Annotated in this window: 22 protein-coding genes and 2 tRNA genes; 20 read left to right on the top strand and 4 right to left on the bottom strand. The window is 39.7% G+C overall.

Features of this window, described 5'->3' with window-relative positions:
- Nucleotides 1-102: 102 nt before the first annotated feature.
- From Q7J54_07095 to Q7J54_07025, 15 genes are all read left to right on the top strand, one after another.
- Entirely contained in the window at nucleotides 103-1542 is a 1440-nt protein-coding gene (locus Q7J54_07095) for a hypothetical protein (GenBank protein ID MDO8741307.1), read from the top strand.
- A gap of 276 nt (nucleotides 1543-1818) precedes the next feature.
- Nucleotides 1819-2343, top strand: a complete 525-nt coding sequence (locus tag Q7J54_07090) for a hypothetical protein (protein MDO8741306.1) — start codon at nucleotides 1819-1821, stop codon at nucleotides 2341-2343.
- Nucleotides 2344-2659: 316 nt separating this feature from the next.
- Nucleotides 2660-2745, top strand: a tRNA-Asp gene (locus tag Q7J54_07085).
- A gap of 3 nt (nucleotides 2746-2748) precedes the next feature.
- Nucleotides 2749-2878: transfer RNA gene (locus Q7J54_07080), tRNA-Lys, on the top strand.
- 23 nt (nucleotides 2879-2901) lie between these two features.
- On the top strand, nucleotides 2902-3138 hold the full coding sequence (locus Q7J54_07075) for a DNA-directed RNA polymerase subunit H (GenBank protein ID MDO8741305.1): 237 nt from the start codon (nucleotides 2902-2904) through the stop codon (nucleotides 3136-3138).
- Nucleotides 3128-4612 carry a DNA-directed RNA polymerase subunit B'' gene (locus tag Q7J54_07070; protein ID MDO8741304.1) on the top strand — a complete coding sequence of 495 codons (1485 nt, stop codon included), beginning with the start codon at nucleotides 3128-3130 and terminating at the stop codon, nucleotides 4610-4612. The genes Q7J54_07075 and Q7J54_07070 overlap by 11 nt, the downstream gene beginning before the upstream one ends.
- Before the next feature lies 1 nt (nucleotide 4613).
- Nucleotides 4614-6419: a DNA-directed RNA polymerase subunit B gene (rpoB, locus tag Q7J54_07065; GenBank protein ID MDO8741303.1), complete on the top strand. Its 1806-nt coding sequence runs from the start codon at nucleotides 4614-4616 to the stop codon at nucleotides 6417-6419.
- A 13-nt stretch (nucleotides 6420-6432) separates the two neighbouring features.
- Entirely contained in the window at nucleotides 6433-9105 is a 2673-nt protein-coding gene (locus tag Q7J54_07060; protein ID MDO8741302.1) for a DNA-directed RNA polymerase subunit A', read from the top strand.
- Nucleotide 9106: 1 nt separating this feature from the next.
- Entirely contained in the window at nucleotides 9107-10237 is a 1131-nt protein-coding gene (gene rpoA2 / locus Q7J54_07055) for a DNA-directed RNA polymerase subunit A'' (protein ID MDO8741301.1), read from the top strand.
- A 9-nt stretch (nucleotides 10238-10246) separates the two neighbouring features.
- Nucleotides 10247-10513 carry a ribosomal L7Ae/L30e/S12e/Gadd45 family protein gene (locus Q7J54_07050; protein MDO8741300.1) on the top strand — a complete coding sequence of 89 codons (267 nt, stop codon included), beginning with the start codon at nucleotides 10247-10249 and terminating at the stop codon, nucleotides 10511-10513.
- Nucleotides 10514-10515: 2 nt separating this feature from the next.
- Nucleotides 10516-10932 (top strand): NusA-like transcription termination signal-binding factor, encoded by a 417-nt coding sequence (locus Q7J54_07045; GenBank protein MDO8741299.1) that lies wholly within the window; start codon nucleotides 10516-10518, stop codon nucleotides 10930-10932.
- A 44-nt stretch (nucleotides 10933-10976) separates the two neighbouring features.
- Nucleotides 10977-11414, top strand: a complete 438-nt coding sequence (locus tag Q7J54_07040) for a 30S ribosomal protein S12 (protein MDO8741298.1) — start codon at nucleotides 10977-10979, stop codon at nucleotides 11412-11414.
- Nucleotides 11411-12010 (top strand): 30S ribosomal protein S7, encoded by a 600-nt coding sequence (locus Q7J54_07035; protein MDO8741297.1) that lies wholly within the window; start codon nucleotides 11411-11413, stop codon nucleotides 12008-12010. Before Q7J54_07040 ends, Q7J54_07035 begins: the two co-directional genes overlap by 4 nt.
- A gap of 69 nt (nucleotides 12011-12079) precedes the next feature.
- The gene (locus Q7J54_07030) at nucleotides 12080-12625 is read left to right on the top strand and encodes a hypothetical protein (protein MDO8741296.1); all 546 of its coding nucleotides are present in this window, start codon (nucleotides 12080-12082) and stop codon (nucleotides 12623-12625) included.
- A gap of 23 nt (nucleotides 12626-12648) precedes the next feature.
- The gene (locus Q7J54_07025) at nucleotides 12649-13284 is read left to right on the top strand and encodes a hypothetical protein (protein MDO8741295.1); all 636 of its coding nucleotides are present in this window, start codon (nucleotides 12649-12651) and stop codon (nucleotides 13282-13284) included.
- Here Q7J54_07025 and Q7J54_07020 read toward each other — a convergent pair.
- Genes Q7J54_07020 through Q7J54_07010 form a run of 3 tightly spaced genes read right to left on the bottom strand, consistent with a single transcriptional unit; the run spans nucleotide 13263 to nucleotide 14515 of the window.
- Nucleotides 13263-13826 (bottom strand): DUF655 domain-containing protein, encoded by a 564-nt coding sequence (locus Q7J54_07020; GenBank protein ID MDO8741294.1) that lies wholly within the window; start codon nucleotides 13824-13826, stop codon nucleotides 13263-13265. The two genes, Q7J54_07025 and Q7J54_07020, sit on opposite strands and share 22 nt — an antisense overlap.
- A gap of 54 nt (nucleotides 13827-13880) precedes the next feature.
- Entirely contained in the window at nucleotides 13881-14222 is a 342-nt protein-coding gene (locus tag Q7J54_07015; protein ID MDO8741293.1) for a hypothetical protein, read from the bottom strand.
- Complete coding sequence (locus tag Q7J54_07010) at nucleotides 14222-14515, bottom strand: 50S ribosomal protein L21e (protein MDO8741292.1); 294 nt, start codon at nucleotides 14513-14515, stop codon at nucleotides 14222-14224. The genes Q7J54_07015 and Q7J54_07010 overlap by 1 nt, the downstream gene beginning before the upstream one ends.
- A gap of 246 nt (nucleotides 14516-14761) precedes the next feature.
- Here Q7J54_07010 and Q7J54_07005 point away from each other — a divergent pair, with 246 nt between their 5' ends.
- Nucleotides 14762-15253, top strand: coding sequence for a hypothetical protein (locus Q7J54_07005; GenBank protein MDO8741291.1), 492 nt, complete (start codon nucleotides 14762-14764; stop codon nucleotides 15251-15253).
- A 139-nt stretch (nucleotides 15254-15392) separates the two neighbouring features.
- On the opposite strand, the gene Q7J54_07000 is transcribed toward Q7J54_07005, so the two are convergent.
- Nucleotides 15393-16079, bottom strand: a complete 687-nt coding sequence (locus Q7J54_07000) for an undecaprenyl diphosphate synthase family protein (protein ID MDO8741290.1) — start codon at nucleotides 16077-16079, stop codon at nucleotides 15393-15395.
- 52 nt (nucleotides 16080-16131) lie between these two features.
- On the opposite strand from Q7J54_07000, the gene Q7J54_06995 reads away from it, so the two are divergent.
- From Q7J54_06995 to Q7J54_06980, 4 genes are all read left to right on the top strand, one after another.
- Entirely contained in the window at nucleotides 16132-16992 is an 861-nt protein-coding gene (locus tag Q7J54_06995; protein ID MDO8741289.1) for an A24 family peptidase, read from the top strand.
- A 61-nt stretch (nucleotides 16993-17053) separates the two neighbouring features.
- Nucleotides 17054-17815 carry a hypothetical protein gene (locus tag Q7J54_06990; protein ID MDO8741288.1) on the top strand — a complete coding sequence of 254 codons (762 nt, stop codon included), beginning with the start codon at nucleotides 17054-17056 and terminating at the stop codon, nucleotides 17813-17815.
- 15 nt (nucleotides 17816-17830) lie between these two features.
- Nucleotides 17831-18757, top strand: a complete 927-nt coding sequence (locus Q7J54_06985; GenBank protein MDO8741287.1) for a hypothetical protein — start codon at nucleotides 17831-17833, stop codon at nucleotides 18755-18757.
- On the top strand, nucleotides 18750-19067 hold the full coding sequence (locus Q7J54_06980; GenBank protein MDO8741286.1) for a hypothetical protein: 318 nt from the start codon (nucleotides 18750-18752) through the stop codon (nucleotides 19065-19067). Before Q7J54_06985 ends, Q7J54_06980 begins: the two co-directional genes overlap by 8 nt.
- Nucleotides 19068-19073 lie beyond the last annotated feature (6 nt).

Here is a 19073-nt window from a genome sequence, read left to right as displayed (position 1 = left end):
TTTATCATAACATATAAAAATCCCCAAAAAAGCAAATATTTATATATATGTTTTGAATGAAAAAGATTAGTTGTCAAATTACTCATTAAAAGAGGATTAAAGATGAAACTCAGCAAAATCTTTTTGGTGTTTGTTCTGGCGTTGATGTTCTCGTCATTAGCTTATGCAGCATCATTCACTGTAAAGACTGCTGCTGTAAATAACAGGATCCTTATAGAGGAAAGCGCTAATTTTCTTATAAACATAACAAATCTCGGCGAAACAGCAGACACATACAGGTTTTCAAGCATTGAATCATGGAATGCAATGACAGACCCGCCTAAAGACTGGATCAGCGGCGTTGATGTGAATGCAAAGCAGACTGCAACTATTAACATTTCTTTGAACCCATTCAGTGATCTGCCTGTTGGCTGGGTTTATCCGATAAAGCTGAAGATAACATCCGACAAGACAAAGGAGTCTGTAGAAGAAATAATCAGCATTTATCTCAGTTCAGGCAGCAGCAGGCAGGACCAGTATATGCCGGCAGTTTCAATTGTAGACATAGATATTGAGCCGAAGCATGTTGATCCAACGCAGAATGTTGTTGTTACGCTCAACTTGAAAAACAGGAACAGGCTTAATCTTTCTGATTTGACTGTAAAAATATCTTCTGATGCAATGAACAAAGAGGACATAATCACATTGAATCCGCTTGAGCAAAGATCTCTGAAATATGCATTTGCAATAGACCCTTATACCGCGCCAAAAACAGACGAGCTGAAAGTAACTTTGATATGGAAAGGCGCAGAAATAGAAGTGCAGAAACAAATTTATGACATTATAGAATATTCGACTTTCGCTTCTGAAAAAGAAGCTAAAAAACAATTTTTAAAAACTGTTGATCGGTATACTGTCACAAATGAGGGCAATGTAGCGAAGACAGAAAACTTCAAGGTTAAAACCCATCTTTTCTACTGGCTGTTCACTGCAACAAGCCCGAAAGCAAAAGCTGTCAGCGAAGATGGCGTTAAATATCTTGAATGGAGCTTAACTTTAGACTCGCAGGACAAAGCAACAGTAAGGGTTGTAACAACTTACAGGCCATTCTGGAGCATCATAGTATTAATAATAATTGCCGTAATTGCATATTACATCTTCAGAAGCCCGATTGTTTCAAGGAAGAGAGCAGTTGTTGTCGCAACAGAAGAAGGCGGAATTTCAGAATTAAAAGTTATAATAAGTGTCAGGAACAGGAGCAATAAAATATTTGATGATGTAAGAGTTATTGACCGCGTCTCGAATATTGCAGAAGTGATGAAAGAGCATTATTTAGGGACATTAGCTCCGAGCAAGATTTTGTATGACACAAAAAAAGGAACAATATTGAAATGGGAGCTTGACACACTTGACAAGAACGAGGAAAGGATCATAACTTATAAGATCAAATCAAAGCTTTCTGTGATCGGAGGCTTTAGCTTGAAGTCATCTGCTGTGAAGTTCAGGGACATGTCGGGAAAAGAGTACTTTACGAGATCGAACAGCACGACGATAGGACAATAGAATTTTAGTTTCTCTATGCCATCATATCTCTAAAACAATTTAAAAACAATAATCTTTATAAACAAATAACAAAATACTTTTCTTAATCCCCACCTAACTCAATGGCAGAGTGCACGGCTGTAGATGTCATATTGATTTGTCATAATGACTGGAATGAGATATGACCAGCTGTGACCGTGATGTTGCTGGTTCAAGTATGCGAAGAAATCGCTTGGAAATCCGGCGGTGGGGATTTAATTTATTTTTGACGAGTAGCTAAACCTTAGATGACTAAGAATGGACGCAAACGAAATAAACGATAAAAGAATAATGCACATAGATACTAGCAGCAAATTATACGAAAGAAAAAAGACAGGAATTGCATATAAAATAATCGGATCGAACCTCCATAAAGGTGCAGGATTAAGCTTAAAGCTAAAAAAAGAATTGGAAAGAGACTTGGGTGTGGGCAAGGATTATGGAAAGCTATATGCACTTTACATATATTGCCTCATTAAAGATGATTTAGATTTGTTTGATGTTCTCGTTATTTGTGGTGATGAAGATTTTACACGTGTCAAAAAATATTTAAATTTGTTGTTTCAGAAAAATGATGTATACTCCAGAAAGGAAATAATTAGTCTATATGAATTAAGAGAACTAACCGGTAAAAAGAAACTAAAATCATATGCGGATAATATTGCAAATTCCTATAGAAAGAGAGCACTAAGATCTGCTACAAGGCAACAAGAAGGGATCCCTTTGAATCCAATTAAGATAACTTATAAAATGATTTGCGAAAAGTGGAAAGAACTAGAATGAATAAAATAATGTAAGTGGAGAGTAACTTTTCCAAACCAATTACACGCATACGCGCTGGATACTTTACATACGTAAAGATTTTACTGGGTTAGTCCACTTACAGATTTCTTATAAGTATAACATATATATAAAAATTTATATACTGCGGTATATGTGTGCGTGTACCCTATGGATTATGCGCTAAAAATCCAAAAAACCGCAATCTTTATAAAGGGTCGCATTTTCCCCAACAATATGACAATACTTATCTTTCTATAGACGTTGCTATACTTGCGTAAGCTATGTTTATGGGAAGATTTGTTTATTTCACGCTAATGCCCTGGTAGTGCAGCGGCCTAGCACTTAGCCCTGTCACGGCTATAACCCGGGTTCAAAAAGCAATTGAAAGTCCCGGCCAGGGCGGTTGGGCCGGTAGCTCAGCCTGGAAATGCGAGTTGGGCATCCTTATTGGAAGCCACTCATGGGCATTTAGAGCACCGCACTTTTAAACAACGCAGAAATGCGGTGGTCGCGAGTTCGAATCTCGTCCGGCCCGTTAATATTCGGAGGAATAAGTAAATGAGCAAAGAGACAAAGCACGCATTAGTTCCAAAACACTCCAAACTCAGTGAAAAGCAGAAAGAAGAGCTGTTCAAGAAATATAATATTTCTATGAAAGAGCTGCCGAAAATAATGAAGAACGACCCTGCTATAAAGCATTTAGATGCAAAAGCGGGCGATGTTATAATGGTGACCAGAGAAAGCGTCACAACAGGCGAGACCATGTTTTACAGGGGTGTGGCAGATGCTGAATAGAGCTGCGCTGATAAACAAGTATTTTTCAGAGCAGAGTTTTATAGATTCTGATATTGAAAGCTTTGATAATTTTATGGAAAAAGAGCTGCAGGTCATAATCGAGGAAAATAAGCTTATCGAGCCCACAATCATACCTTCAAATGTTGAGGAATACAAGATAAGGCTTGACAAGATATGGATAGAAAAGCCAAAGATAACAGAGGCTGACGGCAGCACCAACAAAATCTTCCCAATGGAAGCCAGGCTGAGAAATATGACTTATGCCGCCCCATGCTTCATTGAGATAAGCTCGCATATCAATGGCGTGCAGAGGGAAAACTTCCCGACGCAGATCGCTTCCATTCCAGTTATGCTGAAGAGCAAATTCTGCAACCTATATAAGCTGTCGAAGGATGAGCTTGTTGAAAAAGGCGAAGATCCAAATGATCCCGGCGGATACTTCGTCATAAACGGCACTGAAAAAGTGATAATCAAGGTGGAAGATTTAGCTGCCAACAAACTAATGGTCGAAAGGGATAATCTTGGGGTGAGTGAATTTATAGGAAAAATGTTCTCAGAATATGGCTCATACAAGATTCCGCATAAGCTGGAGCATCTGAAAGATGGACTTTTTTATTTGACTTTCACGAGAGTTAAGAGAGTGCCTTTAATAATAATCATGAAAGCGCTTGGCTTGACAAAGGACGAAGATATCATGAAATTTGTGAGCCAGGAAAAACAATATGACCAGGTTCTTATCAACCTCTATGAGTTTGTTGACATAAAAACAGAAGAGGATGCAGCTGATTATATTGCAAAGAAAATCGGCATCACCCAGTCCAAAGAGATAAGGCTTGAAAGGATGTATGAGATAATTGACAAATTCTTTTTGCCGCATCTCGGGATAAAAAGAGAAGACAGGATTTACAAGGCATACAACCTGTGCAAGATGCTGAAAAAATTCATCCAGGTTTCAACTGGCGAGCTTCCTCTTGACGATAAGGATAATTATTCAAATAAAAGACTGAAGCTGAGCGGCGATTCGCTGGCAGACCTTTTCAGGGTTGACTTGAAAGTGCTGATAAGCGACCTGCTTTACAATTTCCATCGTCATGTGAAAAGAGGCAAATTTCCTCCGTTAAGGTCATTGATAAGGAACAAGCTGCTGACACAGAGGCTTTACAGCAGCATGGCGACTGGCTCATGGATTGGCTCAAGAAAAGGAATAAGCCAGCGCATACAAAGAATAAATTTTCTCGATACAATGAGCCATCTACAGCGTGTTGTCAGCCCGTTAAGCGCATCGCAAGAAAATTTTGAGGCCAGGGAGCTCCATAGCACGCATCTTGGAAGGCTATGCCCGATTGAAACACCTGAAGGAACAAATATAGGGTTGAGGAAAAATCTTGCGCTGATGGCCAGCGTTACCAAAAATGAAGATGAAAATGAGCTTTTGAAGCAGCTAAAGTCATTTGGGCTCAAGAGTGTGAGATAAAATGGCAGGAGAAGTTTACTTAAACGGGAAATTTCTCGGAACAGCTGAAAATGCAGCTGACTTTTCAGACAGGATAAAAACCGAAAGAAGAAAGGGCAAGGTTTCAAGCAATGTTAATGTTTATTATGACAGGCAGAGCGAGTCTATTTTTGTAGAAAATAACCGCGGCAGAGTCAGAAGACCCTTGATTGTTGTAAGAAATGGCGAGCCTTTACTGACTGAAAAGCACATACAGCAATTGCAAAAAGGCGAGTTAAGCTGGAACGACCTTATCCAGCAGGGCATTATTGAAAATATTGATGCGCTGGAAGAAGAAAATGCATTAGTGGCTTTCTTTGAGAATGAAATAACAAAGGAGCATACGCATCTTGAGATTTCGCCTTTGGCAGCTCTTGGCTTAGCAACTTCTCTTGTTCCTTATGGCAATTTCTGCCCTTCAGCCAGGCTTAACATGGGCTCAAAAAACCAAAAGCAGGCTATTGGATTGTATGCAGCAAACTTTTCACTGAGAATAGATATGGATGTCAATATTCTGCACAGCGCACAAAGGCCTGTTGTTACCACGATGATGTATGCTGCCTCCAATTATGATGAGCATCCTTCTGGACAAAATCTTGTAGTTGCAATATCGAGCTTCAAAGGCTATAACATGGAAGATGCAATTGTAATGAATAAGGCATCCATAGAGCGCGGCTTGGGAAGAAGCACTTATTTCAGGCCGGCAATTGCTGAAGAGTTGAGGTATAGCGGCGGCTTAATTGATGAAGTTTCTGTTCCTGACAAAGATGTTAAAGGCTATAAAAGCGAGAAAGATTACAGGTTTTTAGAGGGAGACGGAATAATCTTCCCAGAAGCTTATATCAGGGAAGGCGATGTTATGATTGGAAAGACAAGCCCGCCAAGATTTTTGAGCAGCCTGGACGAATACAATCTAGCTTCATCAACAAGGAGAGAGAGCTCGGTCAGCTTAAAGCATGGCGAGGAAGGCGCAGTTGATTTCGTTTTAATAACAGAAAATGAAGAAGGAAACAAATTAGTGCAGGTAAGGCTTCGCGACCAGAGAATCCCGGAAATAGGCGACAAATTTACAAGCAGGCATGGACAAAAAGGCGTTATAGGCCTGATTGTTCCTGCAGAAGATATGCCTTTCAGCGCTTCAGGCATTATTCCTGATTTATTGTTCAATCCTCACGGAATCCCGTCAAGAATGACAATCAGCCATCTAATTGAGATGATTGGCGGCAAGGTCGGAGCTTTAAACGGGCGCTATATAGATGGAACAACATTCAATGTTGAAACAGAGGATACTTTAAGAAAAGAACTGCTTTCACTTGGCTTTAGAGAGAATGGCACTGAAACAATGTACAACGGCATAACAGGAGAGGCATTTGAATCAAAGATTTTTGTCGGCGACATGTATTATATGAAGCTGAAACATATGGTGGCCAACAAGCTTCATGCGCGCGCTCGCGGCCCTGTGCAATTGCTTACAAGGCAGCCTACAGAAGGAAGGGCAAAAGAAGGCGGCTTAAGATTGGGAGAAATGGAGAAAGATACATTTGTTGCCCATGGCGCATCATTGCTGCTGAAAGAGAGATTTGATTCTGACAAAACAATAGTTCCAGTCTGCGAAGAGTGCGGATTGCTCGCAATCCATGACGAGTACAAGAATAAAAGCTTCTGTCCCATATGCGGGGAGAACACAGAAATCAGCTTTATTGAATTAAGCTACGCTTTCAAGCTATTAATGGATGAAATGAAGTCGCTTGGAATTTATCCGAAATTGATTTTAAAAAATAAATATTGAATAAAAAACAAAAATGGCTGAAGAAAAAAATAAAGAAAATGAAGTCGGAATAACTGAAGAGACAGAAAAGAAAGCTGCTGAAAAAGAAGCAGTGATTGAAGAGCAGGAAATTCACGTATACAAACAAGTAAAGAATATATTATTTGGAATGCTAAGCCCCAAGATGATAAAGAAGATGGCTTCTGTCAAGATCGTGACTCCGGAGCTTTATGATAAAGAAGGCTATCCTGTTGACGGCGGCCTGATGGACATAAGGCTCGGCGTAATTGACCCCGGATTAAGGTGCAAGACCTGCGGCTCAAAGCTGAAAGAGTGCATCGGGCATTTTGGCTATATAGAGCTTGCGCGCCCTGTGATACATATAGAGTTTGTCAGCCACATAACTGATATCTTAAGGGGAACGTGCAGGGAATGCGGCAGAATAATGCTTCCAAAAGCAAAAATTGAGAAGGCGCTTGCTGATATTGAAAAAGTCGAGAAAGAAAAAGGCACATATCAAGCAAAAGCCCTGATAAAAAGCATTGTAACATATGTGAAAAATGTCAAGAAATGCCCTCATTGCAATGCGAAGTGGAAAAAGATAATAGTTGAAAAACCAACAACTTTCCTTGAAGAAGAAAAAAGACTAAGCCCAATTGAGGTCAGAACAAGGCTGGAAAAAATACCTGATGAAGACATCAGATTGTTTGGATTAAAGCATGAATTTGCAAGGCCTGAATGGATGGTGCTGACTGTTTTGTCGATTCCTCCTGTCACAATGAGACCGTCTATTACATTGGAATCTGGCGAGAGAAGCGAGGATGACCTGACGCACAAGCTCGGCGATATAGTAAGAATCAACCAAAGGCTGTTTGAAAATATAAATGCAGGAGCGCCTGAAATAATAATAGAGGATTTATGGGATCTGCTTCAGTACCACATTACAACTTTCTTTGATAATGACGTTGCCCAGCTGCCGCCTGCAAGGCATAGGAGCGGCCAGCCGTTGAAAACAATTTCTGAGAGGATAAAAAGCAAGGAAGGGAGGATAAGGCATAATCTTGCCGGCAAGAGGACAAACTTTTGTGCAAGAACAGTTATAAGCCCTGATCCGATGCTTGACCTTAATGAAGTCGGAATTCCACTAATTGTTGCGATGAAGCTCACTGTCCCTGAAACATTGAGGGACTGGAACAAAGAATATGTTGTGAAGTTTGTTCAAAATGGGCCAAATAAATACCCTGGCGCAAATTACATTGTAAGGCCTGATGGAAAAAAGAAAAAAATAACTGATGAAACAAGAGAGCAGCTGGTAGAAGAGCTGCAGCCGGGATATATTGTTGAGAGGCATTTAATGGACGGCGATGTTGCTATATTCAACAGACAGCCAAGCCTGCACAGGATGTCGATGATGTGCCACAAGGTAAAAGTGCTGGGCGGAAGAACATTCAGGCTGAATCCTGCGGTATGCGCACCTTACAATGCTGATTTTGACGGGGATGAAATGAATCTGCACATTCCCCAGACAGAAGAAGCAAGAGCTGAAGCTGAAATATTGATGCAGGTCCAGACACAGCTGATATCACCCAGAAACGGGTTAAGCATAATCAGCTGCATTCAGGATGCCATTGTTGGAAATTATCTGCTGACAAGGGAATTAAAATTAAAAAGAAATGAAGCTGTTAATCTGCTTTCAAGCGCGGGTGTTTTTGATTTCTCAAGGCTGCCTGACAAAAATGAGGTTGATGGCAAGGAAATTTTCTCTGTCTTATTGCCGCATGACTTTAATTATGTTGGCAGGGCGAAAGCTTCTGATATTGACGGCAACAAAGATATCCTGATAAGGAAGGGCAAACTTATAAAAGGCGTCATGGATGGCGCAAATTTAGGCGAGGGATCCGGGCTATTGCTTAGAAATCTCCATAAGCAATACGGCGCCGATTATGCGCTTGAATTGCTGGGCAAGATGTTCAGGCTCGGCATTGAAGTTTTGCTTAGCTATGGCTTTTCAACTGCAATTTCTGACACTGATCTTCCAGAAGAAGCAAAGAAAAAGATAAGGGAAACGCTGGCTACTTCTGAAGAAGAGGTGCAGAATCTGATACAGAATTATCACGAGCAAAAACTTGAAACCTTCCCTGGAAAAACAATGCTTGAAACCCTTGAATTGAAAATACTTGAGCTGCTTAACAGAACAAGAAGCACAGCTGGAACAATAGTTTCAGAGTTCATAAACAAGAAAGCGCACACTTCAATTATGGCTGCTTCAGGTGCAAGAGGCAACATAATCAACATGGCGCAAATGGCTGCTATTGTCGGCCAGCAGGCTATGCGCGGCAGAAGAATCGGAAAAGGATATATGGGGAGAACTTTAAGCTGCTTTAAAAGGGATGATTACGGCCCGGCTGCCAGGGGATTTATCAAGAACAGCTTTAAATCAGGCTTATCGCCAAGCGAATTCTTCTTTGGCGCAATGACTGGCCGCGATTCACTAATGGACACTGCGCTGAGAACTCCAAAATCAGGCTATCTTTACAGAAGGCTGGCAAACGCCATGCAAGACCTTAAAGCAGAATATGACGGCACAGTAAGGGATGCCGGAGGCAGAATAATACAATTCAGCTATGGCGAGGATAATGTTGATGTTTCGAAATCTGAAAAAGGCATAATAAATGTTAAAAAAATCATTGAGCTGATGGGAGAATAAAATGGTTGAAGATTTACTGAAAGATTATGAAGATAAGATGCCGAAAAAGATAATTGAAGAAATAAAAGAGAATATGCCGAAAGGCTTAAACAAAGGAAAGATGAAAGAGATAATTGAATCTGTTTACAATGAATACATCAATGCGCAAGTAGAGCCGGGAGACAGCGTTGGCTTGATAAGCGCTGAAAGCATAGGCGAGCCAGGAACGCAGATGACATTGAATACATTCCATTTTGCAGGCGTTGCTGAGATGAATGTCACAATGGGGCTGCCAAGAATAATTGAAATCTTCGACGGAAGAAAAGAAATCTCAACGCCGATGATGGAGATCCACCTTAAAGAGCCTTATTCAAAAGGCAAGGATATAAGAAAGATTGCTTTGTCAATAAAGGAAACAGAATTATGGGAGATAACCAAAGAGATTTCAATAAATATTGCCGATATGTCGCTTGATATCAGGCTGGATAAAGAAAAGATGAATGAAATTGACACAACTGCCAATGCTGTTGCAAAGGCACTAGAATCTGTCAAAGGCCACACTGTTAAAGTTAAGGGCGAAGAAGTTGCTGTAAAGCCAAAAGGAAAGGAAGAAAACCTTAATGACCTGTACAAGCTTAAGGAAAAATTAAAGAAAGTTTATATAAAGGGCATAAAGGGCATTTCGCAAGTTCTTCCTGTAAAAAGAGGAGATGAGTTCATAATAATAACGGCAGGCACAAATCTCGAAAAGGTGTTTGAGCTGGATTATGTTGATGAAACAAAGACAATATCAAATGATATTTTTGAGATTTCCGAGATTTTGGGAATAGAAGCTGCAAGGCAGGCAATAATCAATGAGGTATTCAAGGTCATGGAGAGCCAAGTGCTGGATATAGATATAAGGCACATAATGCTTGTTGCTGATACGATGTGCACATCCGGCAAGATAAGAGGCATTACAAGATATGGAATTGTGAAAGAGAAGGCATCTGTATTGGCAAGGGCATCATTCGAAACTCCAATAAAGCACATGATTGGCGCATCTATATGTGGAGAAGTGGATGAGTTGAATTCAGTTGTTGAGAATGTAATGCTGAACCAGCCTGTGCCAATCGGAACAGGACTGCCCGGCTTGGTAACGAAAACAAAATAAGGGGTTAAAATGGAAGCAGAAGAAGAAATCAAAAAATTAGCGAAGAGCAAGAAGCTCATTATAGGCAGCGAAAGGGCTATCAAGCTTCTGAAGAATAAGAAGGCTGAAAAAATCTTTATATCTTCAAACTGCCCGGATGGCGTAAAAAAAGACATTAAGAAATACTGCAGCCTTTCAGGAGCAAACTGCATTGAGCTAAGGCAGACCAATGAAGAGCTGGGGATGCTGTGCAAGAGGCCATTCCAGGCATCAGTTATTGCAGTTGTTAAGGGTTGAAAGTGAATAGGATAAAATACGATATTAGCCTGATGAAGTTCATCTCTCTGTTCGAAACTATAACCCAGGCTAAATTAAAGGATGTTGTTGATGAGGAAAGCAGGCTTTTGTTTGTTGTTGAAGAAGGCGAGATCGGAAAGGCAATCGGAAAAAACGGAGTCAATGTCAAAAGGCTTGAAAATGTTTTGAATAAGAGGATAAGGATTGTTGAGTTCAATAATGATCTGCTGCAGTTTGTCAGAAATCTGATATATCCGTTGGCTGCAAGAGAGATAAAAGAGGAGAATAAAATTGTCACAATAGCCGGACAGGATGGAAAAACCAAGGGGCTGCTTATAGGGAGAAATGCCCAGAATCTGCGTGCTTATGAGAATGTTGCAAAGAGGTATTTTGAGATTGAGGGAATAAAGGTGGTTTAAAATAAAAACGTTTATAAACAAACCAAAAATCTTATTTTAATAACATGGCAAGCAAGTCACAAGGGTTAAACGCTGCTAAAAAGCTGATGAGAAGAAGGCATAAAAGCAGATGGAAGGAGAGGCTTTACGTCAGAAGGACACTTAAGCTTAAGGAGAAGTCTGACCCATTGGAAGGCTCTTCACAGGCGCGAGGAATAGTTCTGGAGAAAGTGCAGCTTGAGGCGAAGCAGCCAAATTCAGCAATGAGGAAGTGCTGCAGAGTGCAGCTTATAAAAAACGGAAGGCAGGTAACAGCATTTATGCCAGGTGATGGCGCTCAAAAACTGATTGATGAGCATGATGAAGTTATCATTGAATGCATAGGCGGCAGAATGGGCCGTTCTTATGGCGACCTTCCAGGAGTCAGATGGAGAGTAATAAAGGTTAATGATCAAAGCTTGATTGCCTTATTGAAAGGCAAGATAGAGAAGGCTAGAAAATGAGCAATGTAAAAGCATTTAATATCTGGGGCGCAGAAGGGATAAAAGTAGAAGATATTGGGCTGGTTGATTACATTACAATTGAGCCGAAAATTGTGCCTAAGACCGGGGCGCGCTATGTAGGCCAAAAATTCCACAAGTCAAAAACTTTTATTGTTGAAAGGCTGATAAACAAATTAATGATTCCGGGCCATAAAAGCAAGAAGCATTTAAGGACGAGCTACCATATGACCGGCAAGGCAAGCAACGCCTACCATATTGTAAAAGAGGCATTCAAGATTGTTGAAAGGAAACTGAAAGAGAATCCGCTGAAAGTTTTTGTAAAGGCAATTGAAAATGCAGCTCCCAGAGAAGAGATCATCACAATCGAATACGGCGGAGCAAGATATCCGAAAGCGACAGACTGCGCGCCGCAGAGAAGGGTTGATATTGCATTGCGCTACATGACCCAGAGCTCATTTCAAAAGTCATTCAATTCCAAAAAGCATATTGTAGATGCGCTTGCTGATGAGATCATCTTTGCATATCAGAAAAACCAGGCTTCCGGCGCGATCGCAAAGAAGTTTGAAGTTGAAAGGCAGTCAGACAGCAGCAGATAAATTCTTTTTTACTTGTAAGTAGTTAAAAATAGAAAGATTTATAAAGCTTAAAAAATATCAAAATTTATTATGTCAGATAAACTTTTTGAATTAATAAATAAGGGTGTAGAACAACCAGAATTAGTTACTCTCAGAAGTGGATTTTTGATATTGCCTGGAACAGATATCAGCAATCTCATTAGTGAAGAACTTATTGTATTGGTACATCCTTTTCATCCTAAAGCTTATATTAATGATAAAAAAAATCCAAAGTATGAAAACAAAAGAGATCAGTTAGTGAGAAGTTGTAAATCCCCAATATTGATGGGATTTGAAGATGTGCGCTTGCCAGTTTCAACAAGATGGTTACAAGGATTACAACCACAAGGTCCAAGAATTATTTATCAAACAGGATATGTGAATCCTATTCCTATTCAACCATCAGAGAAGGATTTTGTTGAAAGAGTTAAAGCTACATTCAATACTTCAAAAATAAGACTGGGTGGAGCAGAACTTTATCTTCAGGAAGATGGAGAACCTGCTAAAAGAGGTTGTGTAAATGATACGTACAGATTTTTATCTCCTCATTTTGCAGTTATATTGGATAGAAGATATTGTTGGAAAGGTCAGCAATGAAATACTGCGTATTATGAGGCTTTATGAAAAACATAGTATTAATCGGCGGAATGGGCTCTGGGAAAACAACACTTGGAACAGCCCTAAAGAAAGAGAATCCTGCTATTAACCCTATTTATATGCACAGGTATGGCGCAGGCATTCCGCTGACTTTAATTGCATCGGATTCTGATTTGCTCTCATTGCCTAAAGCAGATTATATTGAAACTATCTTTAAAAATGGAAGCATAGAGTGCAAAAAGTTCTCAAGACAGGAAATGGATGATATCGGCAAAAAAGTTTTTGATATTTATGGCGATACTATATTGGCAGAGTTGATTTTACGTTTGGTTATTCCTGGCGTGCAAAATGTAGTTGATAATGCTGTAAGAGCTTCAACTGTAAAATATCTTAAAGAGCGGGGCTTATATATCGTGGCTTTAAATTGCAGATTTGAAACTCAAGTACAGCGAAGGCTGCATGACAGAAAGGGAATTGATCCTGAAAATAAATCTTTGCTTGAAGAACAGATTAAACAGACAAATGCCCACTTCGAAATTGATGCCACGCGCGGATTAGCTGATGTTGTTTACGATAGTGATACATTCGGTCTGGAGTATTATCCTGCAATAGCAAAAGAAATAATCAAAGCAACCAATTACCGCTCTACAAAAACATAATGCTTTTCATTGCCTTCCAGTTCAAGAAGGATCCTTTTGATGACAACTCTTTCAGGATTCGGCATCAGCTTCACCCTTTTCTTTATGTCTTCAAAGCTTTTAAACGGAGCTTCATCTCTCTGCCCCAATATCTCCCACATATGCTTCTTTCCCAATCCAGGCAGTAGTTCAAGCTGATGCATCCTTGTTGTCAGGGGCTGCGATTTATTAAAGAAATCTACAAACTTGGCCTCATTTTTATGGACAATATCCTGCACAAAATAGTCCAGCTCAGATTTTGCAGTGCCTGTAAGCTTTGTCATGGACAGCTTTCCCAGGATGTGATGAATCTTGTCCCTTTTAGCTTCTCCAATATAAACCTCTTCAATTGGAGACAAGGTGATGCCTTTCTTCGGCACCAGCTCTAGCAAAGTGAAGTGCTCTTTGCCTATTGCCTGAACTATTGGCGTCTTTAGATGGCTTGGCCTTGTGTCAAAAGGATAGCCATTCGGCAAAAAATCAAGCACCACTACCCATTCTTCCTTTGTTTTTTGCTGATCCATTCCACCCTCTTAGTTTTATCTTGATTATCCTTATATATAAACTTTACTTAGAAATCAGGAAAACTCATTAATTATATCTGAAATTTTTTTTATGTTTTCAACCTTTACAGTTATTGTATATCCCTGCAGAATTGTTTTTACATCTTCAGCATTCTTCGGCATCAGGTCAAGTATCTTGCAGATATGGACATCCTTCATCCTGGGTATGTTCAGCTTGCTGATTTTGTCAAACAATTCCTTGCTTTTTTCTTCGTCTAAGCTGGCGTAATGCCCTAGATATTCCTCGGTTTTTGCCGCCCTGAAGTTCAATTCCCCGTCTCTTTTCTTTATTCTCTTCAGATCTTCCTTTACTTCAGATATTCTCATTGGAGTTTCGCTTATTATTACTGGCTTCATTATTCCACCTTTTTAAGATGAATCGGATGCACTAATAAAACTTTTTTCTTTCCCCTGTCCTGTATCAGCACGTTGTAGCAGTTCTTGATCTTCTCAGTTATTGTGCCTACCTTCCCTATGAACCTCGGGAAAAAAAGTCCTTTTTGGTAAGCAGGCTCTGGCAAAAGCACGACTTTCTCGCCATTTTTAAAGTTGGCAAAAAATCTGGTTAAGCTTATTTTTCCGCGCTCTCTAGCGCCTTTTTTGAACTCATTCCTTGTTTTTTTTCTTGACGAGCCTATTCTTTTGGTCATAATGCTGGAGAAAGCCAGCCTATTTAAAAAACTTTCTGTCAAAAACCACCCATCACAGATGGGTGGCATGTCGCTGCTGTTTGCAGCATCAGGTGGTTTTTGAGCATGCTCAGAATTTTCAACATACGAAAAATGTTGGCTTTCCGCCACCAGTCAAAGACTGGATGGAAAATTCTGACATTTTTATGCAAATATTTAAATATACTTAACGCCAAATATGCTGAATCTTAAAAAGAGGTGACGAATATGTATAAGCTCTTTAAAAAATCCCTGCCATGCCTGTTCGGCCTGGGCATAGGCCTTTATCTTTTGTGCAATGACGCACATGCTGAAAAAGCAGAATACAAAGCTGCAAATTTATGGTTCGGCGTATGTGAAATACCGTCTAAACTTATACATCATACGATAAATGAATGCGTCAATGGTGACAGGGATATGAATGTGCCTGTGCTGGCGGCAATAAAAGACAGTGCAGAAGGATTTTTTTATGGCGGCGTAGATAGTATAGAGAATGTAATCAACGGGATCAGGGGAGAAAAAACCACCCTGCCGCAGGAATACGGAATAATCAGATCCAGAATAAAATTTGGAGGCAATAACTATCAGTCTGGATTTAAGCGGGAGATTGACCCTTACACGGGCAAGGCTATTGCCATGGCAGGTATAGCAATATCTGTTTTTTTTCTCATTTGCCTCTTAGATTCCTGCAAAGACATCTTGAGAGAATCAAGAAATTAATTCTTCTGATATAGCAAATGACACAAATTTTTATACAAAAATGTCATTTGCTTATTACGAGCGGACAACTATTTGTATAAATGTCAGAAATGCTTTTGCATTTCTGAGCAAATTAGAAACACAAAATGTTTCTAATTAACTATTGTCCGCGAGTATAGAACCCTATTGCTTTTATCAAATCGGTCTTGTTTAAGTCAAGGAAGAACTTGTCTGTAAAATAAATCAGGGAATGCGCAGAATCCCACAGCAGGAAGCTGTTGAGTTCTTTTCTTCCGTTTTTGATGATCAGCTCCGGCGGCACAAAATAGGAAGTGTAGATATTTTCCTTTATCAGCGGCTTTGTTATGACATCAGGATCGAGCCTTCCTGCCTTTATCATCCTGCCTATTATTCTTACAGCATCAACGATTTCCTGCTGGCCGTCGTAATTTACGCAGAAATTGACGAAGAAATCATTGTAATCGTGAGTTTCATCTATTATCTTCTTGATTTTTTCAACAGCCCTGTCTGGAAGATCATACCATTTGCCAAGAACAGAAACCCTGATTTTGCTCTCTGCCAGCGCCTTGCTTTTTGAAAGCGCGTCAAAAAAATCCACAATAGCATCAACTATTGACGGAAAGCTATCAAGCTTCTCTGCGCTCAGCGGAGTAAGGTAGAATGTTACAATGCGCACATTCAGCCTTATGGCCAGGCTGATGAACTCCTCTATTTTCCTGAACTTCAGCCTGTAAAGCTCTTCTATTGTCTTGTCTTTTGCAACATCCTCAACTGTTATGGCGATGTGCTTTGGAAGACTCTTTTTACTGCCCCCGATCTTAAACATTTCCACTATAAAAACGAAAAGATTTATAAACGTTTTTGTTTAAAATCCAGAAATGGCTTATTTTTTGATAATCGCGATATGCGTTATAGCGCTTTTAATAGGATCCATCACAGACATTAAGACGAGGGAAGTGCCTGACTGGCTCAATTACTCGCTTGTTGCTGCTGGCCTTGGAATAAGGCTTATATGGGCATTGGCAGCATGGGATGTCTGGATTTTATTGTATGGCGTTTTTGGTTTTCTTGTGTTCCTCGCATTGGCATATCTTATGTTTTATACAGGCCAGTGGGGTGGCGGAGACAGCAAGATGCTTATCGGACTTGGTGCGCTAATTGGCCTGGATTTCAAGCTGAGCACATTTATGATCTCTTTCCTGATCAATATACTTTTTATCGGCGCATTATACGGCGTTGTATGGAGCTGCATCCTTGCATTCAGGAACAAGAAGAATTTTGTAAAGGTATTCAAGGATTTCATGCTTGAAAAAAGCTTTATGCTGTGGAGAAGGGCTGTTCTGATAATCAGCCTTGTGCTGCTTGTATCTGTGTTCTTTGTTCCCAGTCCGATACTGAAGCTGCTTATTCTTGTGATTGTCTTTGTCATGATCATTGTTGTTTATCTGTTTACTTTCATAAAGTCAGTTGAGAAGATCGCAATGCTGAAGCATGTAACTCCGATGCAGCTTACAGAAGGCGACTGGATTGTCAAGGACATTCATGTTGATGGAAAGTATGTTGCCGGGCCAAAAGATCTCGGCATTGAGAAGAAGCAGATTAAGAAATTGATTGGTCTTTATAAAAAAGGCAAGGTCAGGAAGATACTGGTTAAAGACGGGATCCCATTTGTGCCGAGCTTTTTGATTGCGTTTATTGTTACATTGATTTGGGGGAATGTGATTTTGATGATTATTTAAATTACTTCATAGTGGTAACAAAATAGAAAGATTTATATAGTAGTTAATTGCCACAGATCATATGGCAACACGAAAGTTATTGTTTCTGGGAAGGCATGGAAAAGCACCTCAGAAACCAGAGGGAGGCAGCAAGGATGAGCTCTTTCCTGAAGCTATTACTGACACTTATAAAGTGGGTAGTTCATTCTATGAAATGATAAGAGAAAACGGCATAACTCCGGAAAAAGCATTCTTCAGGCACACCGATACGAATAGGACGAACTTGTGCGGAAAAACATTTTTGGTTGGAGCATTTAATATGCAGCCGCGCGAAGGCATGAACCCGCCTAAAACACAGGAAGATTTAGCAAATTATGATCTTTCGCCTATTGAAATTTCAGAGGATTCAAGATTTAACATTGTAGATAATGGTGTCAACTTAGAAGTATATAAAAAAGAAGGTTCTGCCGGCAATATCGATTATTGGCTGGCAAATCCCATGGCAACAGAGCATCTGGGAAAACCTATTGAGCAATATGTGTCCATATATACGCGTTCCAGAGAGGGTATTGTCGATAATATTAAGAAATTGGTTAATGATAAAAAAGACCTTGGAACTATTGTCAGCCACGCAGTACACATTGAGATTCCTCTTCTTGTATTGATTGATTCAGGAAGAAGCACGCCTATTAAGAAAGTTGAAGAAATTGGCGGGACATTTCAGATGACTGAGTTTGCATACTTGGCTATTGATACAACAGGCGGCGGAATATCTACAGCATCCTTAAACTTCAAAAACAAGGATTATAAAGTAGATTTAAATAAATTAATGAACAACAGTTGAATGGAATAGATTTCTATGGCCATCGTTAAAACAATAAAAGGAATAGCGAGCAACGAGCATCTCGGTTATATTCTGCGTAATTTTGCCAAAGAAGGCCTTCTGTCCGGGGAATTCGGCAAATTCTTAGGCCGCCAATTCTTCGGCATAACACAAAAGCCCAAAGATGGCCTGCGGTTTGAAAATCACTCCCATTCGCATTTATCTGACGGCGATGATTTGGATGATATAGTTAAATTGTTGTTTAAGGAAAAGATTCCAATATGGTCGCTTACTGACCATGGAAATTCTGAAGCATTTGATCAGTTAAAAGAAGGCAGATATAAGCTTAACATTGAAAACAAGTACGAATTGGATGTGAACAGCGATGGAAGGTCTCTTGTGATCCATTCACAGGGCAGGCAGCTTGTTCTTTTGAGGTCAATTGAATACTGGACAGACAAGGGAGAGCTTGGAATTCATGGCTATAAAGGCAAACTGCCGAATAAAAAAAGTACCCCCGATGAAGCAATTGACAGAGCGCTTGACATGGGCGGCTATGCTGTAATTAATCACCCATATTTTTGGGAGGGGCTTGGCTTTCATGGAAAAAGAGCCATTGAGCAGGCAATAAAAAGAGGCGCTATTGCTATTGAAAAAAACGGAACTGAATCGCTAGTCCAAATCTATTCTGCAGCAAGGTCAGAATCGGATGCCAAGCAGTTTAAAATTCCTCTTATAACTTCAGGAGATGCCCATAAATTATACCTGTATGGCTTAAGCGGAATAACTTTTGATGAAAAAGTGTATGAAATTGAGCTTAAACAAAACGGAATGAATCACGCAGATGCTGTTAAAGATTTAGTTTCTTCAGGAAATTTCAAAACTTATCTGAATTATTTAAACCTAAAAGAATGTTTGAAATTTTTCCCGTTTGGAACTGTAAAAGAGGCAGAAAATGAATAAAACAACAGAATCATATTTGCTTAAGTTCAGGGAAATGACCAAAGCAGAGCAAAAGCTGACAGATGAAGAAAAAGAAAGATTTGAAAATGTAGATTATAATAGGATCTATAACCAATTAAAAATACATAATAAAAACGTTACTATAAAAGCAATAAATCCATACACGGGAGAGGTTTTTTATGACGGAGATCATGATGGTGGAAGGTTTAATATGACCAGCTTAGGGTATGGGGAAAAGGAAAATAAAAAAGGAATAAAGGTTTATGTGATGGGGCCAGGATTGTTTGAAAAGAAAGAGCAATCTATCTAAAATTGA

Source organism: Candidatus Woesearchaeota archaeon (genome assembly GCA_030651135.1).
Taxonomy (GTDB): Archaea; Nanobdellota; Nanobdellia; order Woesearchaeales; family JACPBO01; genus JACPBO01.
This window is presented reverse-complemented; position numbering and strand designations above follow the sequence as displayed.

Coding starts and splice junctions, on each gene's coding strand:
- Q7J54_07095 (MDO8741307.1), top strand. CDS start 103: ATGAAACTCAGCAAAATCTTTTTGGTGTTTGTTCTGGCGTTGATGTTC.
- Q7J54_07090 (MDO8741306.1), top strand. CDS start 1,819: ATGGACGCAAACGAAATAAACGATAAAAGAATAATGCACATAGATACT.
- Q7J54_07075 (MDO8741305.1), top strand. CDS start 2,902: ATGAGCAAAGAGACAAAGCACGCATTAGTTCCAAAACACTCCAAACTC.
- Q7J54_07070 (MDO8741304.1), top strand. CDS start 3,128: ATGCTGAATAGAGCTGCGCTGATAAACAAGTATTTTTCAGAGCAGAGT.
- rpoB (MDO8741303.1), top strand. CDS start 4,614: ATGGCAGGAGAAGTTTACTTAAACGGGAAATTTCTCGGAACAGCTGAA.
- Q7J54_07060 (MDO8741302.1), top strand. CDS start 6,433: ATGGCTGAAGAAAAAAATAAAGAAAATGAAGTCGGAATAACTGAAGAG.
- rpoA2 (MDO8741301.1), top strand. CDS start 9,107: ATGGTTGAAGATTTACTGAAAGATTATGAAGATAAGATGCCGAAAAAG.
- Q7J54_07050 (MDO8741300.1), top strand. CDS start 10,247: ATGGAAGCAGAAGAAGAAATCAAAAAATTAGCGAAGAGCAAGAAGCTC.
- Q7J54_07040 (MDO8741298.1), top strand. CDS start 10,977: ATGGCAAGCAAGTCACAAGGGTTAAACGCTGCTAAAAAGCTGATGAGA.
- Q7J54_07035 (MDO8741297.1), top strand. CDS start 11,411: ATGAGCAATGTAAAAGCATTTAATATCTGGGGCGCAGAAGGGATAAAA.
- Q7J54_07030 (MDO8741296.1), top strand. CDS start 12,080: ATGTCAGATAAACTTTTTGAATTAATAAATAAGGGTGTAGAACAACCA.
- Q7J54_07025 (MDO8741295.1), top strand. CDS start 12,649: ATGAAAAACATAGTATTAATCGGCGGAATGGGCTCTGGGAAAACAACA.
- Q7J54_07020 (MDO8741294.1), bottom strand. CDS start 13,826: ATGGATCAGCAAAAAACAAAGGAAGAATGGGTAGTGGTGCTTGATTTT.
- Q7J54_07015 (MDO8741293.1), bottom strand. CDS start 14,222: ATGAAGCCAGTAATAATAAGCGAAACTCCAATGAGAATATCTGAAGTA.
- Q7J54_07010 (MDO8741292.1), bottom strand. CDS start 14,515: ATGACCAAAAGAATAGGCTCGTCAAGAAAAAAAACAAGGAATGAGTTC.
- Q7J54_07005 (MDO8741291.1), top strand. CDS start 14,762: ATGTATAAGCTCTTTAAAAAATCCCTGCCATGCCTGTTCGGCCTGGGC.
- Q7J54_07000 (MDO8741290.1), bottom strand. CDS start 16,079: ATGTTTAAGATCGGGGGCAGTAAAAAGAGTCTTCCAAAGCACATCGCC.
- Q7J54_06995 (MDO8741289.1), top strand. CDS start 16,132: ATGGCTTATTTTTTGATAATCGCGATATGCGTTATAGCGCTTTTAATA.
- Q7J54_06990 (MDO8741288.1), top strand. CDS start 17,054: ATGGCAACACGAAAGTTATTGTTTCTGGGAAGGCATGGAAAAGCACCT.
- Q7J54_06985 (MDO8741287.1), top strand. CDS start 17,831: ATGGCCATCGTTAAAACAATAAAAGGAATAGCGAGCAACGAGCATCTC.
- Q7J54_06980 (MDO8741286.1), top strand. CDS start 18,750: ATGAATAAAACAACAGAATCATATTTGCTTAAGTTCAGGGAAATGACC.